Annotated in this window: 20 protein-coding genes, 1 other RNA gene and 2 pseudogenes; 19 read left to right on the forward strand and 4 right to left on the reverse strand. The window is 71.0% G+C overall.

What is annotated here, in order from left to right; genetic code table 11:
* The first annotated feature begins 1 nt into the window (after position 1).
* On the forward strand, positions 2 to 1,573 hold the full coding sequence (locus ACZ6TU_RS08170) for a bifunctional RNase H/acid phosphatase (protein WP_469547442.1): 1,572 nt from the start codon (positions 2 to 4) through the stop codon (positions 1,571 to 1,573).
* Here the strand turns inward: ACZ6TU_RS08170 and ACZ6TU_RS08175 are convergent.
* The 4 genes from ACZ6TU_RS08175 to ACZ6TU_RS08190 all read right to left on the reverse strand — a co-directional run bounded on the left by ACZ6TU_RS08175 (position 1,548) and on the right by ACZ6TU_RS08190 (position 4,426).
* Complete coding sequence (locus tag ACZ6TU_RS08175) at positions 1,548 to 2,195, reverse strand: bifunctional 4-hydroxy-2-oxoglutarate aldolase/2-dehydro-3-deoxy-phosphogluconate aldolase (protein ID WP_467680686.1); 648 nt, start codon at positions 2,193 to 2,195, stop codon at positions 1,548 to 1,550. The genes ACZ6TU_RS08170 and ACZ6TU_RS08175 overlap by 26 nt on opposite strands.
* A gap of 74 nt (positions 2,196 to 2,269) precedes the next feature.
* Positions 2,270 to 3,052 carry a peroxide stress protein YaaA gene (gene yaaA, locus ACZ6TU_RS08180; RefSeq protein WP_469547445.1) on the reverse strand — a complete coding sequence of 261 codons (783 nt, stop codon included), beginning with the start codon at positions 3,050 to 3,052 and terminating at the stop codon, positions 2,270 to 2,272.
* A 43-nt stretch (positions 3,053 to 3,095) separates the two neighbouring features.
* Complete coding sequence (locus tag ACZ6TU_RS08185; protein ID WP_467680690.1) at positions 3,096 to 3,674, reverse strand: hypothetical protein; 579 nt, start codon at positions 3,672 to 3,674, stop codon at positions 3,096 to 3,098.
* Positions 3,671 to 4,426 carry a MerR family transcriptional regulator gene (locus ACZ6TU_RS08190; RefSeq protein WP_469547447.1) on the reverse strand — a complete coding sequence of 252 codons (756 nt, stop codon included), beginning with the start codon at positions 4,424 to 4,426 and terminating at the stop codon, positions 3,671 to 3,673. The genes ACZ6TU_RS08185 and ACZ6TU_RS08190 overlap by 4 nt, the downstream gene beginning before the upstream one ends.
* A gap of 132 nt (positions 4,427 to 4,558) precedes the next feature.
* On the opposite strand from ACZ6TU_RS08190, the gene ACZ6TU_RS08195 reads away from it, so the two are divergent.
* From ACZ6TU_RS08195 to ACZ6TU_RS08280, 18 genes and pseudogenes are all read left to right on the forward strand, one after another.
* On the forward strand, positions 4,559 to 5,125 hold the full coding sequence (locus tag ACZ6TU_RS08195) for a Uma2 family endonuclease (protein ID WP_469547449.1): 567 nt from the start codon (positions 4,559 to 4,561) through the stop codon (positions 5,123 to 5,125).
* 29 nt (positions 5,126 to 5,154) lie between these two features.
* A complete protein-coding gene (locus tag ACZ6TU_RS08200) occupies positions 5,155 to 5,994 on the forward strand; it encodes a helix-turn-helix domain-containing protein (RefSeq protein ID WP_469547451.1) in 840 nt (279 codons plus the stop codon).
* Positions 5,995 to 6,076: 82 nt separating this feature from the next.
* Positions 6,077 to 6,793, forward strand: a pseudogene (locus ACZ6TU_RS08205) (DMT family transporter); the annotation flags it as partial.
* Positions 6,794 to 6,908: 115 nt separating this feature from the next.
* Positions 6,909 to 7,326: RNase P RNA component class A (gene rnpB, locus ACZ6TU_RS08210), an RNA gene on the forward strand.
* A gap of 391 nt (positions 7,327 to 7,717) precedes the next feature.
* Positions 7,718 to 7,892, forward strand: a pseudogene (locus ACZ6TU_RS08215) (transposase); the annotation flags it as partial.
* A gap of 891 nt (positions 7,893 to 8,783) precedes the next feature.
* Complete coding sequence (locus ACZ6TU_RS08220) at positions 8,784 to 9,803, forward strand: lytic transglycosylase domain-containing protein (RefSeq protein ID WP_467680907.1); 1,020 nt, start codon at positions 8,784 to 8,786, stop codon at positions 9,801 to 9,803.
* 54 nt (positions 9,804 to 9,857) lie between these two features.
* On the forward strand, positions 9,858 to 10,949 hold the full coding sequence (locus ACZ6TU_RS08225; protein WP_469547453.1) for an RNA polymerase sigma factor: 1,092 nt from the start codon (positions 9,858 to 9,860) through the stop codon (positions 10,947 to 10,949).
* Positions 10,950 to 11,068: 119 nt separating this feature from the next.
* Complete coding sequence (locus ACZ6TU_RS08230) at positions 11,069 to 11,998, forward strand: ABC transporter ATP-binding protein (RefSeq protein WP_467680700.1); 930 nt, start codon at positions 11,069 to 11,071, stop codon at positions 11,996 to 11,998.
* Positions 11,995 to 12,765 (forward strand): MlaE family ABC transporter permease, encoded by a 771-nt coding sequence (locus ACZ6TU_RS08235; RefSeq protein WP_010036858.1) that lies wholly within the window; start codon positions 11,995 to 11,997, stop codon positions 12,763 to 12,765. The genes ACZ6TU_RS08230 and ACZ6TU_RS08235 overlap by 4 nt, the downstream gene beginning before the upstream one ends.
* Before the next feature lie 3 nt (positions 12,766 to 12,768).
* A complete protein-coding gene (locus ACZ6TU_RS08240) occupies positions 12,769 to 13,584 on the forward strand; it encodes an MlaE family ABC transporter permease (RefSeq protein ID WP_467680702.1) in 816 nt (271 codons plus the stop codon).
* Positions 13,585 to 13,592: 8 nt separating this feature from the next.
* A complete protein-coding gene (locus ACZ6TU_RS08245; protein ID WP_467680704.1) occupies positions 13,593 to 14,840 on the forward strand; it encodes an MCE family protein in 1,248 nt (415 codons plus the stop codon).
* Positions 14,837 to 15,874, forward strand: coding sequence for an MCE family protein (locus tag ACZ6TU_RS08250; protein ID WP_467680706.1), 1,038 nt, complete (start codon positions 14,837 to 14,839; stop codon positions 15,872 to 15,874). Before ACZ6TU_RS08245 ends, ACZ6TU_RS08250 begins: the two co-directional genes overlap by 4 nt.
* Complete coding sequence (locus ACZ6TU_RS08255; protein WP_467680708.1) at positions 15,871 to 17,031, forward strand: MCE family protein; 1,161 nt, start codon at positions 15,871 to 15,873, stop codon at positions 17,029 to 17,031. The genes ACZ6TU_RS08250 and ACZ6TU_RS08255 overlap by 4 nt, the downstream gene beginning before the upstream one ends.
* Positions 17,028 to 18,143: an MCE family protein gene (locus ACZ6TU_RS08260; RefSeq protein ID WP_467680710.1), complete on the forward strand. Its 1,116-nt coding sequence runs from the start codon at positions 17,028 to 17,030 to the stop codon at positions 18,141 to 18,143. Before ACZ6TU_RS08255 ends, ACZ6TU_RS08260 begins: the two co-directional genes overlap by 4 nt.
* A complete protein-coding gene (locus ACZ6TU_RS08265; protein ID WP_467680712.1) occupies positions 18,140 to 19,444 on the forward strand; it encodes an MCE family protein in 1,305 nt (434 codons plus the stop codon). The genes ACZ6TU_RS08260 and ACZ6TU_RS08265 overlap by 4 nt, the downstream gene beginning before the upstream one ends.
* Entirely contained in the window at positions 19,441 to 20,718 is a 1,278-nt protein-coding gene (locus tag ACZ6TU_RS08270) for an MCE family protein (RefSeq protein ID WP_467680714.1), read from the forward strand. The genes ACZ6TU_RS08265 and ACZ6TU_RS08270 overlap by 4 nt, the downstream gene beginning before the upstream one ends.
* On the forward strand, positions 20,715 to 21,203 hold the full coding sequence (locus ACZ6TU_RS08275) for a hypothetical protein (RefSeq protein ID WP_469547847.1): 489 nt from the start codon (positions 20,715 to 20,717) through the stop codon (positions 21,201 to 21,203). Before ACZ6TU_RS08270 ends, ACZ6TU_RS08275 begins: the two co-directional genes overlap by 4 nt.
* A 57-nt stretch (positions 21,204 to 21,260) precedes the next feature.
* Positions 21,261 to 22,043, forward strand: coding sequence for a hypothetical protein (locus tag ACZ6TU_RS08280; protein WP_467680718.1), 783 nt, complete (start codon positions 21,261 to 21,263; stop codon positions 22,041 to 22,043).
* The last annotated feature ends 5 nt before the right edge of the window (positions 22,044 to 22,048 follow it).

Consider the following 22,048-nt stretch of genomic DNA (forward strand, 5'->3'; position numbering starts at 1 on the left):
GGTGCGGGAGTTCATCGTCGAGGCCGACGGCGGGTCGCGGGGCAACCCGGGGCCCGCGGGCTACGGGGCCGTGGTGAGCGACGCGGCGACGGGTGGGACGCTGCGCGAGGCCGCCGAGTACATCGGCGTCGCCACGAACAACGTCGCCGAGTACCGCGGCCTCCTCGCCGGCCTGCGTGCCGCCCACGAACTGGACCCGACCGCGACGGTCCACGTCCGGATGGACTCCAAGCTCGTGATCGAGCAGATGTCGGGCCGCTGGAAGATCAAGCACCCCGACATGAAGCCACTGGCGGCGGACGCGGCCCGGATCTTCCCGCCCGGGCGCGTGACGTACGAGTGGATTCCGCGGGAGCGGAACAAGCACGCGGACCGGCTGGCCAACGAGGCGATGGACGCCGGGGCCAGGGGTGAGCAGTGGTCGGCTTCGGCTTCGACGGCGGAGCTGGACACCTCCGCCGGGGCTGTCACCCCGCAGGGCCCGCCGGGTGACGCGGCGGCGGGCGCCGCGAGGGCCCGCGAAGCCCTGGCGGCAGGTCGCGCCTCCGCCACGCCGACCGGCTCGTATCCGGAAGCCGGGCCTTCTCCCGTGCCGCCTTCCGTCCGCGGAGCGACGGAGCAGCCGGGCGGCGACGGCACGTCGGCCGGGGCGGATGCGGGCTCGGTGAAGGCGGATGCCGACGTTCGTGTTGCCGGGGCGGATGCTGATGCTCGCGCTGCGAGGGCGGATGCTGATGCTCGTGCTGCCGGTGCGGGTGCCGACGTTCGTGCTGCCGGGGTGGACGCTGATGTTCGCGAGGCCGGGGCGGATGCCGACGTTCGTGCCGCCAAGGCGGACTCTGACACTCGTGCAGCCGGGGCGGATGCCCACGTTCGCGCGGCCAAGGCGGATGCCGACGCCCGTGCCGCCAAGGCCGTCGCCACCCCCGGCTGGGCCCCCGCCGACATGGGCGCCCCCGCCACCTTCGTGCTGCTGCGGCACGGGGAGACGCCGTTGACGCCGCAGAAGCGGTTCTCCGGCAGTGGTGGCACAGATCCCTCACTCTCCGACGCCGGCCGGGAGCAGGCCGAGCGGGCAGCCGCCCTGCTAGCCCGGCGTGGCACGATCCAGGCGGTCGTGTCGTCGCCCCTCACCCGCACCCGGGAGACCGCCGGTATCGTCGCCGCCCGGCTCGGCCTCGACGTCAGCGTCGACGACGGGCTGCGCGAGACGGACTTCGGTGCCTGGGAGGGCCTCACCTTCGCCGAGGTGCGCGAGCGCCACCCCGACGACCTGAACGCCTGGCTGGCCTCCCCGGACGCCGAGCCCACCGGCGGCGGCGAGAGCTTCGCGGCGACCGCGACCCGGATCGCCGCCACCCGCGACAAGCTGATCGCGGCGTACACGGGCCGCACGGTCCTGCTCGTCACGCACGTGACCCCCATCAAGACGCTCGTCCGGCTGGCCCTCGGCGCCCCGCCGGAGTCCCTGTTCCGGATGGAACTGTCGGCCGCGTCCCTGTCGGTCGTCGCGTACTACGCGGACGGAAACGCCAGCGTCCGGCTCCTCAACGACACGTCCCACCTGCGCTGACCGCCGCCGCCTCGCGGGCCAGCGCCTCGACCCGCCCCCAGTCGCGGGCCGCGACCGCGTCCTGCGGAAGCATCCAGCTCCCACCCACGCAGGCGACGTTGGGCAGGGCCAGATACTCCGGTGCGGAGGCCGGGCCGATCCCGCCCGTGGGGCAGAACCGGGCCTGGGGGAGCGGCCCGGACAGCGACTTCAGATACGCCGTACCGCCCGCGGCCTCGGCCGGGAAGAACTTCATCTCCCGCACCCCGCGCTCCAGCAGCGCCACGACCTCCGAGGTGGTCGACACCCCCGGCAGGAACGGCACGCCGGAACCCCGCATCGCCTCCAGCAGTACGTCCGTCCAGCCGGGACTGACCAGGAAGCGGGCGCCCGCGGCCACCACCTCCGCCACCTGCCGGGGGCTGATCACCGTCCCGGCACCGACCACCGCCTCCGGTACCTGCCCGGCGATCTCCCGGATCGCCTCCAGAGCCGCCGGCGTCCGCAACGTCACCTCGATCGCGGGCAGCCCACCGGCGACCAGTGCCCGCGCCAGCGGCACGGCGTCGTCGGCATCCTCGATGACGACGACAGGGACGACGGGCGCGAGGTCCAGCACGGAGGGGGGCAGGGGAGAGGCCATGGCCGTATCCTGCCGCCGACTCAGCAGCATGCGCAAAGCCCATTGCGCATGCTGCAACACTCTCGGTGGAACCCTCAGTGGACCTCGGTCACCAGCACATCCAGCGACCACGCCTGCCCCGCCTTCGCAGGCGCTTCCGCCTCCACGACGTACCCGAGATCCCGCAGCGCCTCCACCAATTCGGCCGGCCCCTTCGGGGCGGCCCCGGTGGTCAGCAGGCTGCGCACGAGACGCCCCTTCGTCGCCTTGTTGAAGTGGCTGACGACCTTCCGGGTCGGCGCGTGCAGCACCCGCACGGACGCCGTCCGCCCGGCGACCTCGCCCTTCGGCTTCCACGCGGCGGCGTACGCGGCGGACCGCAGATCCAGCACCAGCCCGTCCCCGGCCACCTCGGGAAGCACCGACGCCATCGGCGCACGCCAGTGCGCGCCCAGCGCACCGAGACCCGGCAGTTTCACCCCCATCGAGCAGCGGTAGGACGGAATCCGGTCCGTCACCCGGACCGCACCCCACAGGCCGGAGAAGACGAGCAGCGACCGCGCGGCACGCCGCTTGGCGGAGGCGTCCAGGGACGCCAGGCCGAGGGCGTCGTAGAGCACCCCGGTGTAGATCTCCCCGGCCGGCCGGGCTCCCGCCGTGCGCAGCTCCGCGTTCTTCGCGACCTCGCCCCGCAGCCCCTCGCTCAGCCCGAGCACCTCGCGCGCCTTGTCCTCGTCGCCGGCGCACAGCTCGACCAGCTCGGTGAGGACGGCCTCCCGGGCGGCGGTCAGCCCCGGCAGCGAAAGGGACGCCGGCTTCAGCGGGGCACCGCGGCCGGAGGAGGCCTTGCCTTCGGACGGCGGCAGCAGGACAAGCACGCGTACTCCTTCGATCGAACTCCGCCGACAGCGTACGGGGAGCTCAGACACGCGCCCGGCCGAGGGCACGGACGAGCCCGTCGGCGTCATCGGCGTGCAGGCGGACGACCCGTACCTCCCTCCGACGCCCGAAGACGGTGACGTGCGTGACCGGCTCCGTCAGTTCGAGCGTGACGGTGGTCTGGGACCCCACCCCGACGTCGAGCTCGCCGTCGGCCCGCTCGTGCGTCATCCGCAGCTCGTGCCGCACCGAGGCGATCCGCTCCAGTGGGACCCGCAGGTCGACATAGACGTACTGGCGGACCCGCAGCGAGCCGTCGTCCGGATCCAGCACGTGCGGACGTACGACGGACGAGGCGTGCAGCGCGACGACGAAGACGATGCCGTACACGTCCAGGAAGAGGAACACGGCGTGGACGGTCGGCCAGTCGCGCAGCAGCACGGACATCGTGACGGTCTCGACGAGACACACGAACCCCAACCCGAACATCATCGCGCCCTGTCCGCGCGCGTATCCGAAAGTCCGCCCACTCCTCGCCCCGTGCGTGCGCCGCGTCACCCACAGCACGAGGCTCACGAGCAGCCGCGCCTCGTGCCGGACCAGCAGGCGCGCGGTCCTCATCGCCGCTCCTCGGTGAGGATGCGCAGTGTCCGGCGGATCGCCTCCGCCTGGGCCGGGGCCATGTCCTCGTAGAAGGCGCGCAGGACGCTGTCGTCGTGGTCGAGGTCCCCGATCTCCGGGAACAGGGCCGGGGGAATGCAGTCGGCGAGGACCCGGGCGGCCTCGGCGACGCGTGGATCGTCCGGCTCCGCGTCGGCGAGCGCGTCGAGCAGGGCATACGCCTCGTTGGCCCGCGTCATGGCTTCGGGCGGGCCGAGCACCTCACCCAGCGACGACACGAGCTGCTGCCGGGCCTCGTCAGGCATGGCCGTCTCCAGGAAGGCCATGATCTCGCGGTCCTTGGCCGCCATGGGTGAGTCCGACAGATGCGCCGCCCCCGCGAACAACGCGGCCAGCTCGGGCGACACCGGTCCTTCGGCCGGCAGCCCGCCCTCCGCCTCCAGCAACGCCCGCAACCGCCCCCGCCGCTCCCGGATGGCCTCCTCCTGCCGCGCCAGATCCTCGTCCAGCTCGGTCAGCACCTCGACGAGGTCCTTCCCCGCGTCGTCGGCCAGCACATCCCGCACCTCCGCGAGCCCCAGCCCCAACTCGGTCAGCCGCCGGATCCGCGCCAGCACGACAGCGTGCCGCAGCCCGTACTCCCGATACCCGTTCGAGCGCCGCTCCGGCTCGGGCAACAGCCCCAGATGGTGGTAATGCCGCACGGCCCGCGTGGTGACACCGGCAACGCCGGCGAGTTCTCCGATCCGCATGGGACCAGTAGAGACGTTGACGCTGCGGCAAGGTCAAGGGACCACGATCGAGGGAACGGTCCTCGATCCTGCGGACGGGTCCGCGCCGCTGTCCCAGTCTGGTCGGTGATCACGGAAGGGGAGCGGCACGGCATGGCGCAGGATCCGTACACGCAGCAGTCGCCGCTGGACTGGTTTGTCGAGCTGGACACTCCGGAGGGCTTTCGTGCGGAGCTGATCGAGGGCGAGTTCATCCTCACCTCGCTGCCGGACGGTCACCACGAGCACTGCATCAGCAGGATCGTGATTCAGCTCCATCGGCGCTCCGAGCTCGACCTCCAGTTCTCCGGCAACAAGGGCCTGAAGCTGGGGAATCGGGACGGCTACCCCCAGGACCATGTGATCCCGGATGGAACAATCGTCGCCCGCGCACCACGGCTCTTCCGGGGCGCGCCGCCCTGGATGCCCGGCGAGGGAGTCACCATGGTGCTGGAGGTGACTTTCACCAGGCCGGAGATCGATCGCGTGACCAAGCGCCGTTGCTACGCCCGTGGCGGTATCCCTCTGTACCTGCTCGTCGACCGCGACACCTCCTCGACGACCCTGTTCACCGAGCCGGAGAACGACGACTACCTCCGCTTCACCACCGTGGCCTTCGGCAGACCGATCGCCCTCCCGGAACCCTTCGCCGTCGACCTGGACACCACCGACTTCCTCTGATCCCCTGTGAGGCGGGGAGGTAGTACGAGGTGAGCACACGGGGGCGGATACGGGAACAGGCCCGCTGGGCCAGGGCGCGGCTGGGGCGTGAGGGGCCGCCCCTCGACCTGCTCACCGCCCACTTCGATCAGCATGTCTACGCTCCGCACGCCCACTACGAGTTCACCATCGGCGTCACGGTCGGCGGCTCGGAGGTCATCGCGTACCGGGGCGGTCTGATCCACTCCTACCCCGGCTCGATCGTCGTTCTCGAACCGGGCGAGATGCACACCGGCGGTCCGGCCGCCCGCGAGGGCTACGCCTACCAGGCCCTGTACGCCGAGCCGTCCCTCCTCACCGACGGCACGCTCGGCTGCACCCCGCACTTCCGCGACCCCGTCCTGCACGACCCCGAACTGGCCACCGCCCTTCGCGCCGCCCACACCGACATCAGCGCCTGCCCCGACCCCCTGGAGGCCGAGTCCCGACTGCCCTGGCTGCTCACAGCCCTGGCCCGCCGGCACTCCACGGCCCGGGCGAGCGAGGACACCGTGCCCGGCACCGGCCACATCGCGCGGGCCGTGCGCGACCGCCTCGCGGACGAGCTGCTGGAACCCCCCTCCCTGGCCGACCTCGCCACCGACCTGGGCCTGTCCCGCTACCAGCTGCTGCGCGCCTTCCGTACGACGATGGGTGTGCCGCCCTACGCCTGGCTCGCCCAGCACCGTGTGGCCAGGGCCCGCGGCCTCCTGGAAACCGGCCTGCGCCCCGCCGAGGTCGCGGGCCTCGTCGGCTTCGCCGACCAGGCGCACCTCACCCGCTGGTTCCGCCGGGTGCTGGGCGTGACCCCGGCGGCGTACCGCAACAGCGTTCAAGACGCGGCGGGGTGAGGGGACCGAGACTCGCCGTATGACTGCACGCGGCTGGTTCCTGTTCTCCCTGATGGGAGTGGTCTGGGGCGTCCCCTACCTGATGATCAAGGTGGCGGTGGACGCCGTGTCCCCGTCCATGGTGGTGTTCACGCGCTGCGCGCTGGGCGCCGCGCTCCTGCTCCCCTTCGCGCTCCGCCAGGGCGGCCTCGGCCGTACCGTCCGGACCCACTGGAAGCCGATGCTGGCCTTCGCCGTCATCGAGATCATCGGCCCCTGGTGGACCCTGACCGACGCCGAACGCCATCTGTCCAGCTCCACCGCCGGACTCCTCATCGCGGGCGTGCCGATCGTCGCCCTCATCCTGGCCCGCTTCTTCGGCGCCGAGGAACGCGTGGGCGCCCGTCGTGTCGCCGGACTCGCCCTCGGTCTCGCGGGCGTCACCGTCCTCACCCTGCCCCACCTCACCGGCGGCGATGCCCGCTCCCTGGCCGAGGTGCTGGTGACGGTCGTCGGCTATGCCACCGCCCCGCTGATAGCCGCCCGGCATCTCAAGGACGTCCCGACCCTCCAGCTGATCACCCCCTGCCTCACGCTCGCCGCCGTCGTCTACGCCCCAGCCGCTTACCTGACCCGGCCCGCCACCATGCCCTCGGCCGAGGTCCTGGCCGCCCTCGCCGGCCTCGGCATCGTCTGCACCGCCATCGCGTTCGTGGCCTTCCTGGAGCTGATCAAGGAGATCGGCCCGACCCGGGCCGGCGTGATCACCTACGTCAACCCGGCGGTCGCCGTCGCCGCGGGCGCCCTTTTCCTGGACGAGGAGCTGACCCTCGGCATCGGCGTCGCCTTCACCCTGATCCTGGCGGGCTCGGTGCTGGCCACGGCCGCGGCGCCGAAACGGGAGATCCGCCGGGTACCATGGTCGACACGGCAGACGAGCCGGGCGGACGGCCGCGTGGAGTCCCCCTGACGGGGAGCTCCCCGAGGAACGTCCGGGCTCCACAGGGCAGGGTGGTGGCTAACGGCCACCCGGGGTGACCCGCGGGACAGTGCCACAGAAAGCAAACCGCCGAGGGCTCCGGCCCTCGGTAAGGGTGAAACGGTGGTGTAAGAGACCACCAGTGCCTGGGGTGACTCAGGCAGCTAGGTAAACCCCACCCGGAGCAAGGTCAAGAGGGAGCGCCTCTTCGAAAGAATGGGTGCTCCTGCGCGGACGATCGAGGGCTGCCCGCCCGAGTCCGCGGGTAGACCGCACGAGGCCGGTGGCAACGCCGGCCCTAGATGGATGGCCGTCGCCGAAGGGCCCGTGAGGACCCCTCGGAACAGAACCCGGCGTACAGCCCGACTCGTCTGCCGCCACCTGCGGCTTTGCCTCGGAAAGGGCCTCTGACCTGCGTCGGAGGTTCTTTCCGATCTTTCAGGGGCTTGCCGCGTTAGGCCGCGAAAAGTCCCTCGGAAGTCCCTCAGACAGCGCTGGAAGTCCCTGAGAAGTCCCAGGAGCAGAGGAGCGGGCGACGCCTCTCAGCTGGTTCGGATTGATCGGACACAGCGTTGTTGATCTGCCTGCGGCTCTGCAACTGCCGTGAGGTAGGACGCGGTCTGCGGTGGAGTGGTGGAGGTCTGGGCACCGGTGTACTCGTAACGCTTAGGTCTCGGGTTCGAATCCCGAAGGCGGCTCAGTAGGCGAGCCGTGGGTGCTCCCACGGCAGTGCCGGCGGGGCATGGACTGCCAGGGGGCGTCGGGAATGGCATCGAGTCCCGCGAACGGTCGGGCCGCCGCAGGTGGGTGATCGAGCGGACGATCTAGTGGTTGTCCGGCTACCGCCGGCTCAGCCCCCCGCTACGAACGCCACTCTCGCAACTACCAGGCCTTGCTCGGCCTCGCCGCAGCCCTGTGCTGCTGGAAGCGACTGGCCAGAAGGCGGCGAAGCCCCGCGCAAGTCGGCGTCATCGGCCGTCTTGCGCGCCAACTGGGAGACCTTGTCCGTGGAGCGCTCGTCACCGTCGCTGCCGGTCTCGCGTGCCAGACGGACGGCATGCTTGCCGCAGAGGAATACTCCTTGTCCGTCCGTCAGCCCCCAGCGTGTTCATCAAATCCACTTGCGCGCCGCCTCGTCATACCGCACCCAGCTGTCGGAATTCATGCGAAGCGCGGGGGAACATGGACGAGAGGATGCTCGAATGCAGCTCTCGGTCGAGGGAAGAGGCGAGGAATTGCGTGCAGGATACGGGGAAATGCTCCCAGCGGTCGCCGCGCGCCTCGTTCACCATGACAGTCCACTGGTCCGGCTCGCGGCCAGGCCGAACAAGCCAGTAGAGGAATTCTCCGTTGTCCGTGGTCGCCCATGGGATGACTCTGGACCCCTCGACTTCCAGTTCCGCAGGCTTTTTTCGAATTCCCACTGATCTTCCAGGTCTTCGGCCTGATGCTCTGCCCATTCGATGAGGTCGTAGTTCTCATCAGGGCAGCCAGGCTCCAGGACGTACAGCGGCTTCCGGCTGCCGCTGCTTCGGCCGGCCGGCCGGCGCCCATCTGATGTGCGGCGTGGCCGCCGGGCGAGACGCTGCGGACCGGCCGGGAGCCGTGCACCGGCTCCCACTGGTGGCGGGCGATCACCGGCTTCGCCTGCCGCTCGGCACGGCGGTGCCGGCCACGCTCGCCGGAATCCGGCTCGCCTTGCGCAACTCCCGCGACGGACCCGCCCCCCTCCCCCGTAGAGCAGACGACAGACAGCTCACAGGGAGGGGAGCCGGACGTGGCAGGGCACAGGGGCAAACGTGTCAGAGGTGTGGCGGCCGCGGTGGCGGCGATGGCGGCGCTCACCGCGTCACAGGCGCCGGGGGCGGTCCCTGCGCGGGCCTCCGCACCGGCGCCCGGTCAGGCACCTGCCGAGGACGGACCGAGCGTGTCCGGCGACGCCCCGTACCGCACCGAGTTTCCGCCGCTGCGGACCGGGAAGCGCGCGGGCGGCGGGGCGGCGGTGGAGGAGGTGGGCGGCGCGCTGCCGGCGAGTGTGTTCGCCGCCTATCGGCGGGCCGAGGAGCGGCTCGCGCGCGAGGCGCCCGGCTGTCGGCTGCGCTGGCAGCTGCTGGCGGCGATCGGGCAGGTGGAGTCGGGGCAGGCGCGGGGCGGCAGGGTGACGTCGGACGGTACGACCGTGGCGCCGATCCTCGGGCCGCGGCTGGACGGCGTGGCCTTCGCGCTGATCCGGGACACCGACGGCGGCGCCCACGACGGGGACACGGCGTACGACCGCGCGGTCGGGCCGATGCAGTTCATCCCGTCCACCTGGGCCCGCTGGGGCGCGGACGGCAACGGCGACGGGCGCAGGGACCCGAACAACGTCCTCGACGCGGCACTCGCCGCCGGACGCTACCTGTGCGCGGGCGGCCGGGACCTGTCGGACCCCGCCCAGCTGGACCGGGCGATCCTCGGCTACAACCACTCGGCGGCGTATCTGCGCACGGTCCGGGCCTGGTACACGTACTTCCTGGGAGGGCACCGGGTGGTACCGGACAGCACCGTCGCGCCCTCCGCCCGCCCCGAGCCGTCGCGGTCTCCCTCGAAGCCGAAGGAGGCCTCGCCGGCTCCCTCCGCCCGCCCGAGCACCCCGCCTTCCCGCATCCCGTCGCCCCCCGCCTCCCCGGCCCCGGCCAGAACCCGCCCGGCCCCCGACCCCGGGAAGCCGCAGGAGCGTCAACTCCCCGTCCCCGACCCGGACATCGAGCTCCCCGGCGACGACCTGCTGCCCAGCGGCGCCTCACTGACCAGTAACAGCGCGGACTCGATGACCGTCTCCCCCTCCACAACCGCCGATACTCGGCGGTAATGTCGCCACCCGCCGGACAGCACGAGACCGGCGGGTGAGCGCGAAGGGGTCCTCATGGCGACGGACATGCCTGCGGACATGCCCGCAGAGATACCTGCGGAGGTGCACGCGGCCGAAGAGCGGTGGCGGCGCATGTGGAGCCACCGCGAGCACTTGCTCAAGGTGGCCCGGCGCAGGTCGATGAGCCCGGAGGACGCCGAGGACGCGGTGCACGAGGCGATGCTGCGCGCCGCCGAGCGGCCCGACCTGGACGAGGAGCGGCTCGCGGCCTGGCTGACGACGGTGACGATGCGGCTGTGCGTCGACCGCTACCGGCAGGTGAACCGCGAGGCCGAGGTGCGTACCAGCCCGACGCTCATCGCCCCCGGTCCGGTGCCCGTCGAGGAGGCGGTGTGCGACCGGGCCGAGGCGAAGTGGCTGGCGGTGCGCAGTGGTGAGCTGCCCGCGCGGCAGGCCGAGGCGCTGCGGCTGAAGTCGGAGGACCTGGACGTCGGCCAGGTCGCCGTCCGGATGGGGCTGAGCTACCGGACCGTCGAGTCGTTGCTGGCCCGGGCCCGGCGGACGCTGCGGCAGTCGCTGGCTGCCACGTTCGGGGTCGCGCTGTTCCTGATCGGGTGGGGACGGCCGCGCGGAGTCGGCAGGGTACAGGCCGTGGCGGTCGCCTCGACGGCGTCCCTGGTGGTGGCGGGGTTCGTGCTGCCGTACGCCCTCGACGGCAGCGGAGGCGGGGGCGGGGGCGGTACGGCGCCTCGGCCCGCGGTCGCCTCGCCGGACGCGGAGACGCTGCGGCCGGACGGCGGTGGCGGGGGCGGTACGCCTCGGGGGACTGAGTCCGGGGCTTCGGCAGCCGAGCGCGGAGCGGTCGAATCCCCCGCCGGTGAATCATTCCTCCCACTGTCCGTGCCCTCACTGCCGGAGGTCCCGGACGTTCCCGAGGTCACGGTGTCGCCGCTGCCCGTGCTGTCCACGCCGGAGATCCCGCAGGTGCCCGACGTCCCGAAGCCCGACGTCCCGAAGCCCGACGTTCCCGACCTGCCGGTGGAGCCCTCCGCCGTGCCGACGGACACGGCGGTCCCGGAAGCTCCGGAGGCTCCCGACGCACCGTCCGCCTCACTCCCCGTGCCCACACCGAGCCCGCTTCCGTAGCGCCCGGAAACACGCCCGGAAACCCGCCCGAAAAAAATCCGCCACTCGAGCGACGGACGCCCCGCCCCTCCCCGTAGAGCAGATGTCGGAGCTGCTCCATGGGCTGAAGGGTGGACCGGATGGGTGTCGAGATCTGTGTGGAAGGGCTGACCAAGTCCTTCGGTCACCAGGTCATCTGGCAGGACGTCTCGCTGACGCTGCCCGCCGGGGAGGTCTCGGTCATGCTCGGCCCCTCCGGCACGGGCAAGTCGGTGTTCCTCAAGACGCTCGTCGGCCTGCTCAAGCCGGAACGCGGCTCCATCACGATCCAGGGCCGGGACATCACGAAGCTCCGCGAGCACGACCTGTACGAGGTGCGCAAGCTGTTCGGCGTGCTGTTCCAGGACGGCGCGCTGTTCGGCTCGATGAACCTGTACGACAACATCGCCTTCCCGCTGCGCGAGCACACCCGTAAGTCCGAGAGCGAGATCCGGCGCATCGTGCTGGACAAGATGGACATGGTCGGGCTGATCGGCGCGGAGGGAAAGCTGCCCGGCGAGATCTCCGGCGGCATGCGCAAGCGCGCCGGGCTGGCCCGGGCCCTCGTCCTCGACCCGGAGATCATCCTCTTCGACGAACCCGACTCGGGCCTCGACCCGGTCCGCGTCGCCTACCTCAACCAGCTGATCGTCGATCTCAACGCCCAGATCGACGCGACCTTCCTGATCGTCACGCACGACATCGCCTCGGCCCGCCAGGTGCCGGACAACATCGGGCTGCTGTTCCGCCGCGAGCTGGTGATGTTCGGGCCGCGCGAAGAGCTGCTGACCAGCGACGAACCCGTCGTACGGCAGTTCCTGAACGGCCGGATGCAGGGCCCGATCGGCATGGCGGAGGAGAAGGACGCCGCCCAGGTCGAACAGGAGCTCGCGCAGGTCGACGACGGCGTGCGCGGTCAGGAGCTGGCTCCGCGCCTCCTGCCGGGACCGGGCATCACCCGGCCGCCCCGCTGGCAGGCGATCGCACGGCGCGAGGCCCAGCTCCATCAGAAGGAGGTGGCCGGCGCATGAGCCTGTCACCGGTCGGAGCGCTGCGGCACTCGGGCAGCCTCTTCGCGATGGCGCTGGACGTCGTCCGGACGATCCCCCGACGGCCCTTCCAGGCGCGGGAGTTCATCCAGCAGACGTGGTTCGTCGCGAGCGTCACCATCCTGCCGACAGCCCTGGTCTCCATCCCCTTCGGGGCGGTCATCGCGCTCCAGATCGGCAGCCTGACCCGGCAGCTGGGCGCCCAGTCCTTCTCCGGGGCCGCCTCCGTGCTCGCCGTGCTGCGCGAGGCCTCGCCGATCGTCACCGCGCTGCTGATCGCGGGCGCCGGCGGCACGGCGATCTGCGCCGACCTCGGGGCGCGGAAGATCCGCGACGAGATCGACGCGATGCAGGTACTGGGCATCGACCCCATCCACCGGCTGGTCGTCCCCCGCGTGCTGGCGTCGATGCTGGTCGCGGTGCTGCTCAACGGCCTGGTGTCGGTGGTCGGCGTGGCGGGCGGCTATTTCTTCAACGTCGTCCTGCAGAACGGCACTCCCGGCGCCTACCTCGCCTCCTTCACCACCCTCGCCCAGCTCTCCGACCTGTGGGCAGCCGAGGTCAAGGCGCTGGTGTTCGGCGCGATCGCCGGGATCGTCGCCTCCTACAAGGGGCTGACCGCGAAAGGCGGACCCAAGGGTGTGGGAGACGCCGTGAACCAGTCGGTGGTGATCACCTTCATGTTGCTGTTCGTGACCAACTTCGTGATGACCGCCGTGTACTTCCAGGTCGTCCCCCAGAGGGGTTAGCCGATGAGACTCATCGACCGCCCACTGAAGTCCCTCGAGGCGCTGGGCACACAACTCTCCTTCTACGGCCGCTCGTTGGCGTGGACCGGGCGCACCCTGCGCCGCTACAAGAAGGAGATCCTGCGGCTGCTCGCCGAGGTGAGCTTCGGCCGGGGAGCGCTCGCCGTCGTGGGCGGCACGGTCGGGGTGATCGCCTTCCTGTCGTTCTTCACCGGCACGGAAGTGGGGTTGCAGGGGTACGCCGCGCTCAACCAGCTCGGCACCTCCAACTTCGTCGCGTTCCTCTCGGCGTACTTCAACACCCGCGAGATCGCCCCGCTGGTGGCCGGGCTCGCGCTCTCCGCGACCGTCGGCGCCGGGTTCACCGCCCAGCTCGGCGCGATGCGGATCAGCGAGGAGACCGACGCGCTCGAAGTGATGGGCGTGCCCTCGCTGCCGTTCCTGGTGACGACCCGGATGATCGCCGGGTTCGTCGCGGTGATCCCGCTGTACGTGATCGGCCTGCTGTCCTCGTACCTGGCCGCCCGCACCATCACCACCGGCTACTACGGGCAGTCGGCGGGCACGTACGACCACTACTTCCAGCAGTACCTGCCACCGGTGGACGTCCTGTGGTCCTTCGGGAAGGTGCTGGTCTTCGCCGTCCTGATCATCCTGGTGCACTGCTTCTACGGCTACTACGCGAGCGGCGGCCCGGCGGGCGTCGGCGTCGCGGTGGGCCGCGCGGTGCGGACCTCGATCGTGGCGATCAACGTCCTGGACTTCTTCCTGTCGCTGGCGATCTGGGGCGCCAGCACGACCGTACGGATCGCGGGGTGAGCCGCCGTATGAGGGTGCTGAGACTGCGGTTGTACGGTGTCGTCTTCATCGCCGTGCTCGCGTTGCTGCTGTCCCTGTCCGTCGCTGTCTACCAGCAGGCGTTCACGCCGGTCGTGCGGATCACGCTGGAGGCCGACAGCCTCGGCAACCAGCTCGATCCGAGGGCCGACGTCAAGCTGCGCGGGCTGCTGGTCGGCGAGGTGCGCGAGGTGCGGGCCGACGGTACGAAGGCGACGCTCGACATCGCGCTCAAGCCGGAGCATGTCGCCCACATCCCGTCCGACGTGCACGCGCGCCTGCTGCCCAAGACGCTGTTCGGCGAGAAGTACGTCGACCTGGTCCCGCCCGCTGGTGCCGGGTCCTCGTCAGCTCGCCCCATCCGCGCCGGTGACGTCATCACCCAGGACCGCACCCGCGTCGGCATCGAGGTCCAGCAGCTGATGAACGACCTGCTGCCGCTGCTGCGGACCGTGCAGCCCGGCAAGCTCAACGCCACGCTCTCCGCGTTCGCCACCGCCCTGGAGGGCCGCGGCGACCGGATCGGCGACAACCTCACGCGACTGGAGGCCTACCTGCGCCGCCTCAACCCGCACCTGCCGTCCCTGAAAGAGGACATCGCACGCTTCGCCGACGTCGCCGAGGTCTACGGCGACGCGGCGCCCGACCTGATGGAGATCCTGCGCAACACCGTCACCACCAGCCGCACGATCGTCGAGAAGAAGGACCAGCTGGCAGCGGCGCTGAAGAGCACGGCCACCGTCGCGGGCACCGCGGAGGACTTCCTCGACGCGAACGGCGACCGGCTGATCACCCTCGGCCGGGTCTCCCGCCCCACGTTGGAGCTGTTCGCCCGCTACTCCCCGCAGTACCCCTGCCTGCTGGCCGGCCTCGTCCGGCAGGAGAAGGTGTCCGAGGAGGCGTTCCGGGGCGGCAAGATGCACATCACGCTGGAGGTCGTACGGCCGCAGGGCGCGTACGAACCGGGTGAGGAACCGCGCTACGGCGAGCGGTCCGGTCCCGACTGCCGTGACCTGCCGCACCCTCCGGTGCCGGCACCCGGGGCCCGCCTCGACGACGGTTCGAAGCCGGGGAGCGCCTCCTCGGGTCCGCACGGAGTCTCCGCCACCCGGGCCGAGCAGCGGGCCGTCGGCTCGCTCGTGGCGCCGGTGCTGGGCGTGCCCGCGGACGAGGTGCCGCCGGTCGCGACGCTGCTGTTCGGGCCGATGGCGCGCGGGACGGCGGTGAGCGTCGCATGAGCACCACAGGAGCCCGGCAGACCGCCGCCCCGCTGATCAAGTTCAGTCTCTTCGCGCTCGTGACGGTGCTGGCGACGGCCCTGCTCGCCGCCACCATCGTGAACATCTCCTTCACCCCCGCGCACGAGTACCGCGCGGTCTTCAGCGACGTCACCGGCCTGGAGAAGGGTGACGACATCCGGGTGGCCGGAGTGCGGGTCGGCGAGGTCGAGGGCATCCGGATCAAGGACCGGACGCTGGCCGAGGTCACCTTCACGGTCAGCCAGGACCGGCCGCTGCTCACCAGCACGGGCGCCGTCATCCGCTACCGCAACCTGGTCGGGCAGCGGTACGTCGCGCTGACCGAGGGCGCCGGCGACGGCACCCGGCTGCGCCCCGGCGGCACGATCCCGCTCGCGCGCACCCAGCCCGCCCTCGACCTGAACGCGCTGCTGAACGGCTTCAAGCCGCTGTTCGCCGCGCTCAGCCCGAACGACGTCAACCAGCTCGCCACCGAGATCATCAAGACCCTCCAGGGCGAGGGCGGCACCGTCAACAGCCTGCTGACGCACACGGCGTCGCTCACCACGACGCTGGCCGGCCGCGACAAGCTGATCGGCTCGGTGATCGACAACCTCAACACCGTGCTGAAGACGCTCGACAAGCGCGGCGCCCGCTTCTCCGGACTGCTCAAGCAGCTGCGCCGGGTCATCTCGGGCCTGTCCGCCGACCGCAAGCCCATCGGGGAGTCGCTGGTGAGCATCGGCGATCTGACGGAGGCCACCTCGGGCCTGCTGAAGGACGCGCGTCCGCCGCTGAAGGACGACATCGCGGAACTGACCGACCTCACCGGGACGCTGAACGACAACGAGAAGACCGTGGAGGGCGTGCTGAAGAGGCTGCCGAACAAGCTCAACGAGCTCACGGGGACGGCGTCCTACGGCTCGTGGTTCAACTTCTACCTGTGCGACTTCGACGGCCGGATCGTGCTGCCGAAGACGAAGCAGGTGCTCACGCCCGAGATGCACGTGGCGAGGGCGAGGTGTGGGGCATGAGCCGCGGGAAGCGTCCGGAGCCGCTGTTCAAGGTGCGGGTGGAGCCGCCGAAGCTGCCTCGCGTGCGACTGCCGAAGGTACGGCTCATGCCGCGCCGCAAGCCGCGCCCGCAACCGCTGATCAAGGTCCGTGTCGAGCCGCCGAAGCTGCCGAGGATACGGCTCAGCCGCCCGCACCTCGGCCCCTTCCGCGATCGAAACCCCGTCGTCATCGGTGCCGTCGGACTCACCGTCCTCGCGCTGCTGACCGTGGCCGCGTTCAACGCCGACCGCCTGCCGGTGATCGGCGACGGCGAGACGTACAGCGCCGCCTTCGCGGAGGCGGGCGGTCTCAAGCCGGGTGACGAGGTGCGGATCGCCGGGGTCAAGGTCGGCAAGGTCGAGGAGGTCGACCTGGACGGCGACCACGTCAAGGTCACCTTCAAGATCAAGGGCGAGCCGGGGTTCGGCACCGAGACCGGCGCGTCGATCCGGGTCAAGACGATCCTCGGCGCGAAGTACCTCGCCCTGCACCCCGAGGGGCGGGGCCAGTTGGAGCCCGGCAGCGAGATCCCGCTGAAGCGGACCGTCTCCGCGTACGACGTCGTGCAGGCGTTCAGCGATCTCACCACCACGACGGAGAAGGTCGACACCGACCGGCTGGCGAAGGCGCTGGACACCATCTCGACGACCTTCGAGGACTCCCCTTCCGAAGTACGGGCGTCCATCAAGGGCCTGTCGCGGATCTCCCGGACGGTGGCCTCGCGCGACAAGGCCCTCAAGGAGCTCCTCGACCACGCGAACGGCGTGACGGGCGTCCTCGCCGACCGGTCGAGCGACTTCACCGCCCTGGTCGAGGACGGCGACAAGCTGTTCAAGGAGATCAGCAAGCGGCGTACGGCGATCCACAAGCTGCTGAAGACCTCCGCCGCGCTCGGCATCCAGCTCTCCGGCCTGGTCCAGGACAACGAGAAGGAGATCGGGCCCGCGCTCAAGGGCCTCAACACCGTGGTGAAGATGCTCGAACGCAACCAATCCAGCCTGGACCGGAGCATCAAGCTCCTCGCCCCCTACGTGCGGGTCTTCACCAACACCCTGGGCAACGGCCGCTGGTTCGACTCCTACGTCCAGAACCTGGTCGCCGCCCCGGTGGTACCGCGGACGGGAGGCGGGCAGTGAACAACCGCTGGAAGAAGAGTCTGGCCGTGCTGACCGCCCTGGCCCTGATCGCCGCGCTCACCTACGTGCTGTGGCCGCGGACCGAGCCGGCCCGCGTCACGGCGTACTTCCCACGCACCGTCGGCATCTACCCCGGCTCGGACGTCCGCGTGCTGGGCGTGCGGATCGGCGAGGTCAAGAAGATCACGCCGGAGGGCGGCCGGGTGCGGGTGGAGCTGGAGTACGACGCGGACCGCAAGGTCCCGGCGGACGCGCAGGCCGCCATCATCAACTCCTCGGTGGTCAGCGACCGTTACGTTCAGCTGCTGCCGGTGTACCGGAGTGGTCCGGTGCTGCGGGACGGGGACGAGATCCCCGAGTCGCGTACGGCCGTACCGGTCGAACTGGACCGCGTCTTCGACAGCCTGCACACCACGGCCGAGGCGCTCGGCCCCCAGGGCGCCAACAAGGACGGCGCCCTGTCGCGGTTGCTCGGCGTCAGCGCCGACAACCTCGACGGCCAGGGCGAGAACCTCCACCAGATGGTGGAGGACCTCTCGGGGGCGGTCACGACTCTCTCCGACGGCCGCACGGACCTGTTCGGCACGGTCCGCAACCTTCAGGTGTTCACGGCGGCGCTGGCGGCGGACGACAAGAGCGTGCGGTCGTTCAACAGCAGCCTCGCCAAGGTCGCCGAGCAACTCGCGGGCGAGCGCAAGGACCTGGCGGCCGCGCTGAAGAACCTCGGCACGGCGCTCGGTGACGTGTCCGACTTCGTGAAGAAGAACAAGAAGTCGCTGACCTCGAACGTGGCGGGCCTGAGCAAGGTGACCAAGGTACTCGTCACGCAACGTGCGGCGCTGGAGGAGCTGTTGGAGGTCGCGCCGACGGGCATGTCGAACCTGAACAACGCCTACAACCCCTCCGCGGGCACCCTCGACACCCGCAACAACCCCGACCATCCGCAGGATCCGGCGTCGCTGCTGTGCTCGATCCTGAAGACGACCGGGGAGAAGACCGACTGCAAGGACCTGAGGGACCTCTTCGACTCCCTGCCCGAAGTGCCCCAGGGCACCGCGGCCACCGGCACGGTCGACCGCACCCTCGGCGGAATCCTGGGGGCGAGCGCATGAGGCCACTGCGCAAGGGCGGGGCCGTCGCCTGGGCGGCCGTCGGGACGCTGCTCCTGTCCGGCTGCGAGTTCAACGGCTGGTACGACGTCCCGCTCCCCGGCGGAGCCGCCGCCGACGGCCACGCCTACCACGTCACCGTCGAGTTCCGCGACGTCCTGGACCTGGTGCCGCAGTCGGCGGTCAAGGTCGACAACGTCACCGTGGGCGCGGTGGAGAAGGTGGAGCTCCAGGGCTGGCACGCGAGGGTCCGCCTCCGGGTCGCCGACTCGGTGAAACTGCCCGCCAACGCCATCGCCGGGCTGCGGCAGACCAGCATGCTCGGCGAGAAGTACGTGGCGCTGTCCAGGCCGCTGGACAACACGCCGGTCGGCCGGCTCGGCGAGGGTGATGTGATCCCTCTGTCCCGCAGCGGCCGCAACCCGGAGGTCGAGGAGGTGCTGTCCGCGCTGTCCGCCCTCCTCAACGGCGGCGGCGTGGCCCAGCTCAAGACGATCACCACGGAGCTGAACAAGGCCCTGGAGGGCCGGGAGAACCGGGTCAAGTCCCTGCTCAAGGAGCTCGACACCTTCATCGGCGGCCTGGACGACCAGCGCCAGGACATCGTCCGCGCGCTGAAGGCCGTGGACCGGCTGGCCAAACGGCTGGGCAAGGAGAAGACGACGATCGCCGAGGCCGTCGACACGATGCCGCCCGCCCTGAAGGTCCTGGCCGACCAGCGCCGCGACCTGACGAGGATGCTCACCGCCCTGTCCAAGCTGGGCAAGACCGGCACCAAGGTGGTCAACGCCTCGCACGACGACACGGTCGCCAACCTCAAGCAGCTGCGGCCGATCCTGCGACAGCTCAACAAGGCGGGCAGCGACCTGCCCAACTCCCTGGAGCTGCTGACGACCTACCCGTTCCCGCGCAACGTGGTGGACGCCATCAAGGGTGACTACGTCAACCTGCACATCACGGCGGACCTCGATCTGGCCGGCATCTACGGCAACCTGACGGACGAACCGGGAGGCGGGAACGGCGGGGACACTCAGGTACCCGAGCTTCCCGAGCCCCCGGACCTGCCGGACGTACCGGACCTCCCGGACGGGCCGGACGTGCCGGGCGCGCCGACGCCCACCGCACTGCCGAGCAGACCGAACCTGCCGTCGTCCCCGTCGGCCCCCTCGGGCGGCGACGACCCGCTGTGCCCGCCGGTGTGCACCGCCGACTACGGCTCCAGCGGCTCCCGCACCGGGGGCGGCTGGCCCGAGGGGATCAACCTCGAACTCGCCGAGCTGATGCTGAAGGGGGTCCAGCCGTGATCACCCGCACGGTCAAGGCGCAACTGATCGCCTTCGCCACCCTCACCGCCGTAGGTGTGTCGTACGTCGGCGCCGAGTACACGGGCCTGGTGGACGAGGTCCTGGACCGCGGCTACACCGTGCGGGCCGACTTCGCCGACTCCGGGGGTGTCTTCCCCGGCGCCGAGGTCACGTATCGCGGGGTGCCGGTGGGCAAGGTCGGCGCACTGCGCCTGGCCGGCCCGGACGGGGTCTCGGTCACGCTCGACATCGAGGACGGGGCGCCGCGCATCCCGGCGGACACGCTGGCAGTGGTGGCGAACCGTTCGGCGGTGGGCGAGCAGTACGTCGACCTTCAGCCCCGCACCTCCCACGGCCCGTACCTGCTGAACGGCAGTTCGATCCCGCGCGAGAGCACGCGGGTGCCGCTGTCGACGACGGACATGGTCCTCAGCCTGGACCGCCTGGTGAACTCGGTCGGCAAGGACGACCTACGGGTCACGGTCGACGAGTTGGGCAAGGCTTTCGCCGGCACCGGCCCGAATCTGAGTCGCCTGGTGGACTCGGGCAACACCCTGGTCGGGTCGGCGTCCGAGGCGCTGCCGGAGACGATCGCCCTGATCGAGGACTCGCGGAAGGTCCTGAAGACGCAGGCCGACCAGGGCTCGTCGATCAAGTCGTTCGCGCGCGATCTGGCGGCACTCTCGGCTCAGTTGAAGACCAGCGACGGGGACCTGCGCAAGCTGATCGGCAACGCGAGGCCGGCGGCGCAGGAGCTGAACTCGCTGCTGAAGTCGACCGGGCCGCAGCTGTCGGTCCTGCTGGCCAACCTGATCAGCGGCGGCCAGGTCACGCTGGCCCGCCTCCCCGGCGTGGAGCAGGCCCTGGTCACCTTCCCGCTGATGGTCGAGGGCAGCTACACGGTCGTCCCGGGCGACGGCACCACCCACTTCGGCCTGGTCCTGAACGCCGACGACCCGCCGGCCTGCACCCAGGGGTACGGCACGGCACGCCGCGACCCCGCGGACACCAGCACACGCGAGGCGAACACCGGCGCCCGCTGCACGCTCCCGCGCGGCAGCGAGTCGTCGGTACGGGGCGCGCAGAACGCCCCGGGCGCGTCGACCGCCGACCGCGGCGCGAACCAGGCGACGTACGTCACCCCGTACGACCCGGAGACCGGCACCACCACCGGCCCGGACGGAAGCAACGTCGAGATCGGCTCGACGGGCGGCCAGCAGGCCGTGTTCGGAAAGGAGTCGTGGCAATGGCTGCTCGTTGGCCCCATGGCATGAGGCCGGTGCGCCCCGGAGTGATGACGGCGGGACTCGTCGCGGCGACCGTCATCACCACAGCACTGTCACTCTGGCTGACCCTCGGCCTCTACGAACAGCGCGAGGCGGACCAACGACGCCAGGGCGTCCTGGCCGCGGCCCGCCAGTCGGCGCTGAACTTCACCTCCCTCGACTACCGGCACTACGGCCGCGACAGCGCGAACGTACTGGCGGGCGCGACCGGCGACTTCAAGAAGCAGTTCACCGCACAGACCGACCAGTTGACGAAGCTGGTGGCGCAGAACAAGTCCGTGTCGGAAGGCCAGGTCCTGGAGGCGGGCATCGTCCGCTCCGACGAGAACTCGGCCCGTGTGCTGGTGGTCGCCGACAGCAAGGTGACCAACACCGCCGTGCCCGAGGGAGAGGCGCGCACGTACCGGCTCCAGCTCGACCTCGTACACAAGGACGGCCGCTGGCTGACGTCCGACGTCGAGTTCGTCGGCTGATTCACGGGCCGATCCGCCGACCGACAAGCACCGACGAGGAGTACGAGGAGTACCAGCATGCCGAAGACGACCACCGGCCGCGCCCCCGGTCCCGGCACCCGCCGCACCATGACGGCGGCCGCCCGCGCGGCGGCGAAGCGCGCCGAACGCGGCCACCGCGAAGCGGGCGAGGCGACGGCCGGCGACGAGGAGTCGCCGCGCCGGGCCGACCGGCCGTTCGCCGGACGCACCGTCCTCATCGAGGCCCCGAAGGACGGCTGGGACGACCCGCCGGAGCCGTCGCCGGAGTCGTTCGAGGAGGACGGGCCGGAAGAGCGGAGCGAGCCCGGCCCCGGCGGCCGTCGGAGGCTGCTCACCTCGGTCCTGGCCGTCCTGCTCGTCGTCGGCCTGGTCGCGCTCGCCGCCCTGGGATGGCAGTACCGCGACGGCCGCCTGACGGAGACCGCCCGGACCGAGGCGCTCGCGGCCGCGCGGAAAGCGGCCCCGATCGTCCTGTCGTACGACTACCGCCACCTGGACAAGGACTTCTCGAGGGCCCGCGCCCACCTGACCGGCGACTTCCGGGACGAGTACGGCAAGACCACGAAGACCGTGGTCGCCCCGACGGCCGAGAAGTACCACGGCGTGGTGAAGGCAAGGGTCGCCGCCCCCGGCTCCGGCAGCGCCCCCGCCGCCTCCGTCGTCTCGGCCTCCCCCGACAAGGTCGTGGTCCTGCTCTTCGTCAACCAGGTCACCGAGAGCACCCAGGTAACGGGTTCCCGCGTGGACCAGAACCGGGTGCGGATGACGATGGACCGCACGGGCGACGGGTGGAAGGTGAGCGCGGTGGACGCGCTGTGAAGGCA

Source organism: Streptomyces sp. NPDC052064, from assembly GCF_055585925.1.